This window comes from Flavobacteriales bacterium (assembly GCA_013001705.1).
In the GTDB taxonomy this organism is placed as follows: Bacteria; Bacteroidota; Bacteroidia; order Flavobacteriales_D; family JABDKJ01; genus JABDLZ01.
Genome location: JABDLZ010000223.1, coordinates 1 through 5,856 on the forward strand (window position 1 = coordinate 1; position 5,856 = coordinate 5,856).

Below are 5,856 nucleotides of genomic sequence, written 5' to 3' on the forward strand. Positions count from 1 at the left end.
GGTGATCACCTTGGAGAGATAGCTTTCCTCACCGATGCCTTTCACGGTGATCTTGACGACTCCATTGCCATTGATAGCTCCTCCGATCACTTCCTCATCCACGGTCTTGTTCACGGGCATGGATTCACCCGTGAGCATGCTTTCGTTGAAGTCGCTTTTGCCTTCATAGATCAGACCATCGGCCGGGACTTTTTCTCCGGGTTTGATCATGATTCGATCGCCCGACCTTAACTCAGAGACCTTCACTTTTCTTGTCCCATCTCCCTCGATCAGGTTTGCCTCATCGGGCATGAGAGCGGCCAAGGCTTCCAGTGCTTTACTCGCTCCTAATACGGATCGCATCTCGATCCAATGCCCCACGAGCATCACATCGATGAGTGTGGCGAGTTCCCAAAAGAAGGTCTTGCCTTCGAATCCGAAGATGACGGCCACGGAGTAGAAATAGGCGGCTGAGATGGCAATGGCGATCAAGGTCATCATGCCCGGAGCGCGTCTTTTCAATTCATCAAAGAGGCCTTTCAGAAAGGGCAATCCACCATAGAAGTAGATGATGCTTGACAAGATGAATAGGACATACCGATCTCCATTGAATCCCCAATCTACTCCAATCCAATCTTGGATCATAGGAGATAGAAGCAGCACGGGAATGGTAAGAATGGTCGAGACCCAGAAGCGTTTCTTGAAGTCTTCGATCATCATCTTGTGATGGTCGTGGCCGTGTTCACCATGTTCAGGATTATCATGACCCATTTTAGCATGATCCATTTTGCTGTGATCCATTTTGGAATGATCCATCTGTTCAGAATGCTTACTCTGTTCCATAATCTTTTGATCAAGGATTAAACTCATTCACCACCTTCCCACACTTCAGCATCTTGCTTCCGAAGTATGGATTGCGGATCTCTTTCTCCAAGCTCAGCCAATTTCCACCTGTGTTGTCATCGGCCATGGGGCAGAACTCTTCATAGATCGTATCGTCCATCGGGTCGAAGGTCTTAGCGAGTTCGACCATCTGTGCGGAGAGCGGCTTGAATATCTCACGGATCGCCTCGATGTCCTGCATGTGTTCTATGTGTTCCAGGGTCTTGTTCAAGGGTGTCGAGATCTTCATCCAAGCATTGTGCGACTCGCCTTTGAAGTCACTCATATTGACTCCGTCCGCAGCATTCTTCAAGCTGACTCCTTCTTTTTTGGCTGATTCGAAGTCATCGGCCACCAAGGCGTCTTTGAGCTTCAAATAGGCTTGGATCAGCTCGGCCAATTCCGTTTTGGTCGCAGCAGCTATTGTGCCTGCCACTTTTGGCTGGGATGGACTGCTCTGGGCCGACATTTCACCATGATCGTGTCCTGTCATCACCTTGCCTCCATCTGGATTCATCATACTCGGTTTACCAGCCAATTGAGCCGCAGCGTCTATACTGAATGTGCCGCTCACAGCGATCTCTTCACCTGCTTTCAGTCCTTCTTCGACCACGAATGAATCGCCCATGGCCATACCCAATCTCACTTCGCGTAGCTGGAAACTGACTCCTTTTTCAGTAGGAGTGCGCACGTAGACTACCGAGCGTTCTCCCGTCCACATCACAGCAGACTTGGGCACGGTCAATTTGGACTCCATGCTTCCCTGAGGGCTTGCCACCGATCCTGTCACGAACATCTCAGGCTTGAGCCTCTTACTCGAATTGTTGAATGAGACCCTTGCTTTCGCAACCCGTGTCTTTTGATCGATCACTGGGTCGATGAAATCAATCTTCCCTGTGAATTCTTCTCCCGGCAAAGAAGCCACTTGAAAGGTGACTTCGCTACCGACTTTCACCTGAGAGATGTCCTGTTCGTAGACATCGAATAGTATCCAGAGCCGAGATAGATCGGCCACTTCATACAGGATTCCACCGCGACTCACGTAGTCTCCTTCGTTGACTTTCTTCTTCAAGACCACACCTCCTTGATCGGCATAGATGGGTAAGGTTCCGCTGGCTTCACCACGCTCAAGTATCGCATCGATCTGCGCATCGCTCATCTTCCAGTTGCTGAGCTTGGATCGCGCAGCAGCGAGGAGTTGAGGGTATTCGGCTTTGAGTCGATCCGCCTCCAATAATTCTTCTTGAGTGGTCACGAGTTCTGGAGAGTAAACACGCCCTACCTGTGCTCCTCTGCGCACCATCTCACCAATGAAATCAATGTTCAGCTCCTCCAAGCGGCCGGAGATATGACTGCTTTGTGAGTGTACTTTACGTTCATCGACCTGCACCTTGCCATTCAAACGTAGATCCATGCTAGCCGTGTCGTTTCCAACGATCATGGTGCGCACATCGGCCAGCTGCATAGCTGTGGGCGACATACGTATGTCCATTGCTGATCCTTCATCCTCAGAGTCTGAACTGACGGGTATGAGATCCATACCACAGATGGGGCAATCTCCCGGCTCTGGTTGCCTGATCTGCGGGTGCATGGAGCATGTCCAATCGCTGGTGCTCTGCACATCGCCCGATTGTTCCGTTGCGGTCTTCTCCGCTCCGCTATTCATCATTCTGCCCAGCAGAAATCCTAGAATCAAGGTGGCGAAGGCGATGAGTACGATCTTTTTTCTTGTGTTATTCATGTCCCTTCTATTGTGCGATGATGTATAAGAATTCGGCTCGTGCAATGAGCCCATCCCGTATGACTTTGATTGTCTTTTTCTGATAATCCAGCAGCTGATCCTCGATGGCCAAGACTTCATCGTATCCGGCTCCTGAATTGCTGTAATCACTGATCAAGAGATCTCTGACCTGCTTGGCATTAGTGACCTGCTCAGTGTATAATTCGATATTCTCCACACTGCTCTCGACTGCATATTTCTTGAGCTCCAATTTCGATTCGAGTTCATTGACCATATTCTGTTCGGAGAATTCCATGGCCTCTTTTCTCAATACAGCTTCCTGCGTCTGCGCCTTGTACTTCTTCCTGAATATGGGCAGGCTCATCGAGACCATGGGCATGATCACATCCTTGCCATTATCATCCAAGCCTTGGATGGGTCGGTCATCGACCAGCACATAGTCCAGACCGAGCCCGAAGGATGGTCTGCCTTGCCGAGTTGCCAGCACTTCTGCTGCCTCTGCGGCCTTGATGCGTGATCGGACTGCCTGGAGATTTCCATTATTGAATAGGCCGGAATCAGCGACCTGAGGCAAGTCGAGGGACGATGAGTCGAATCGATCGATGATACGAATGCTGTCCTGCTGACTTCTGTTCAAGGCTGCATTCATCTGAAACTCCAAGGGGGCGATCTTGTCCTGAAGCAAGCGAATCGCTGTCTCTGATTGCTCGATCATGATGTCCGTGCGGATGACATCGGCCATGCTGTTCCTGCCCACCGAGAATCCTGAAAGGGCCAATTCCTTACGGCTCTTCAAAAGCACAAGATTATCCTCGAGCAGGTCAATGCGCTCATGGATTTCCCAGAGGTCGTAGTAGGTTATACGCACAGTCAATTCCAAGAGGTGCTGCTGATCCAGAAACTCCTGATAGGCTGCCTCTGCTAGATGGGTACGCACGTCACTCTTGGCTTGCAGGGTGCCGAACCAAGGGAACATCTGAGCCAAGGAGAACTTCATGCGCTGCGGGCCGACACGGGTCTCCACCGGACTGATGAAATATCCGAAGGAGAAGGTAGGATCCGGCAAGGCGCTGGCCTGTGCGATGGTCTGCATCTCGGCTTCGAATCGGGCATAGCTTGCTTTGACACCAGGGTTGTTCTCCAGTGCTTCTGTCGTCAATTCTTCTATCGACTGCGCGGTGACCACGGTCGACAGCAGACTGAAAAGGAAGATGCAAATGAATATCCTATGCGTCATGATGCTTGGGATTTGAGGTTTCGTGCTTCACGATGGCTGTAGAGGACAGGCGTGATGAAATAGGTGATACAGGCCACGATCATCCCTCCAAAGGCAGGTATCGCCATCGGTATCATGATGTCGGCACCACGACCGGTGGAGGTGAGCACGGGGAGCAGCGCAATGATGGTGGTGGCCGTGGTCATGATGGCCGGACGTATTCGCTTCTTTCCTGCGATGAGCACTGCGTCCCGCACCTCTGAGATGGTCTTAGGTCGGTTTCGAGCAAAACTCTGATCCAAATAGGTGCCCATCAGCACTCCATCGTCCGTGGCAATACCGAAGAGGGCAATGAATCCGACCCAGACAGCCACACTCAAATTGACAGTGTGCATCTGGAACAACTCACGCAGATTCGACCCGAAGATCCCAAAGTCCAAGAACCAGGTCTGACCATAGGCCCAAAGCATCAGGAAGGCACCACTGAAGGCCATGGCGATACCTGCGAAGATCATGAGCGATGTACTCACCGATCGGAATTGGAAGTAGAGGATGAGGAAGATCACAAGGAGCACAATGGGCACGATGATCGACAGTCGCTTTTCGGCCCGGATCTGATTCTCATAGCTACCCGAGAATTTGTAGCTGATGCCTGCAGGTACCGTGAGTTCACCTGAATCGATCTTCGCTTGGATAAAGGCCTGCGCATCTTCTACCACATCGACTTCAGCAAACTCCTGTCGCTTGTCGAAGAGCACGTAGCCCACTAAGAATGTCTCTTCGCTTCGGATCATCTGTGGGCCGCGCACATACTCCATGTCTACAAGTTCGCCCAGCGGCACTTGGGCTCCTACGGGTGTGGGAACATAGATCCTGCTCAGGGCCTCTGGATCATCTCGCAGCTCACGCGGATAACGCACACGGATGGGAAACCGTTCTCTACCCTCCACGGTGGAACTGATCTGCATACCACCAATGGCCGTTTCTATGGTACGCTGCACATCCTCGATGCTCAGCCCATATCGCCCGATGGCATCACGGTCGATGTTGAGATGGAGGTAGGGTTTACCGACAATCCGATCTGCAAAAACAGCTTCCGTTTTGACCGAAGGCACCTCTTTAAGTATCGTCTCCAACTCTCGTCCAAATCCTTCGATCGTGCTCAGGTCGGGGCCATAGACCTTGATTCCCATGGGCGCGCGCATGCCCGTCTGCAGCATGACCAATCGGGTCTCGATAGGCTGGAGTTTCGGAGCCGAAGTGACTCCGGGTATCTTGGTGACCTTCACTATCTCCTGCCAGATATCGTCCGGTGAATTGATACTCGACCGCCAGTTCCTGAAGAATCGACCCCGATCATCGCTGATCAGATCGGCCATTGAAATACCATTCTCCAAGGCCTTGTCTTGTGAAAGCGTGTCGCCATGACTGAGGATGAATCGATCTTCTTTATCTACCTTGAAACGCGTGCGATGTCCTTTGGCATCGACCATATATTCCGGCTTATAATTGATGATGTTCTCATACATGGAGATGGGCGCAGGATCCAATGCCGATTCTACGCGGCCCATTTTCCCTACGGCCAATTCCACCTCAGGGATATTGGCCAAGAGCATATCCAGTTGCTGTACGACCTTTTTATTCTGTTCCACTCCTGCGTGCGGCATGGAAGTGGGCATGAGTAGGAAACTCCCTTCGTCCAAAGCGGGCATGAATTCCTTACCCATTCCAGGAAAGGTGTGCGCCATCGTAGACCAAGGGCTGGAAGCACGGATGTTCCAACCCACTTTTTCAGCAGCAGAGGCAATGACACCGAAGGTGCGGTCAAAGCCTATCCAGACGATGAGGCCGAAGAACATGGTGACGATCGGGACGACCAAGAACGTCCGTTTATGCGCCAGGCACCAGCGGAGAATGCGTTCGTAATTGCGTTCGAGCAGCAGAAATGCTCCAAGAATGAGAATGAGGATCAAGGCCACGAAAACGAAATTGAGCAGTCCCGATCGACTCGCTCCGAGCGGCAGCCATTCTCCAGCCA

Annotated in this window: 4 protein-coding genes; all 4 read right to left on the reverse strand. The window is 51.6% G+C overall.

What is annotated here, in order from left to right:
* Nucleotides 1-822: heavy metal translocating P-type ATPase (locus HKN79_09050; GenBank protein ID NNC83713.1), on the reverse strand; the 822-nt coding region annotated here is incomplete at its 3' end.
* A gap of 10 nt (nucleotides 823-832) precedes the next feature.
* The gene (locus HKN79_09055) at nucleotides 833-2,602 is read right to left on the reverse strand and encodes an efflux RND transporter periplasmic adaptor subunit (GenBank protein ID NNC83714.1); all 1,770 of its coding nucleotides are present in this window, start codon (nucleotides 2,600-2,602) and stop codon (nucleotides 833-835) included.
* A gap of 7 nt (nucleotides 2,603-2,609) precedes the next feature.
* Entirely contained in the window at nucleotides 2,610-3,839 is a 1,230-nt protein-coding gene (locus HKN79_09060; GenBank protein NNC83715.1) for a TolC family protein, read from the reverse strand.
* Nucleotides 3,836-5,856 (reverse strand): efflux RND transporter permease subunit (locus HKN79_09065; protein NNC83716.1); only part of this gene is annotated, 2,021 nt, incomplete at its 5' end. The genes HKN79_09065 and HKN79_09060, both read right to left, overlap by 4 nt.

Bases quoted from the DNA above. Each gene is read 5' to 3' on its own strand.
- HKN79_09055 (NNC83714.1), bottom strand. From the start codon at position 2,602: ATGAATAACACAAGAAAAAAGATCGTACTCATCGCCTTCGCCACCTTG.
- HKN79_09060 (NNC83715.1), bottom strand. From the start codon at position 3,839: ATGACGCATAGGATATTCATTTGCATCTTCCTTTTCAGTCTGCTGTCG.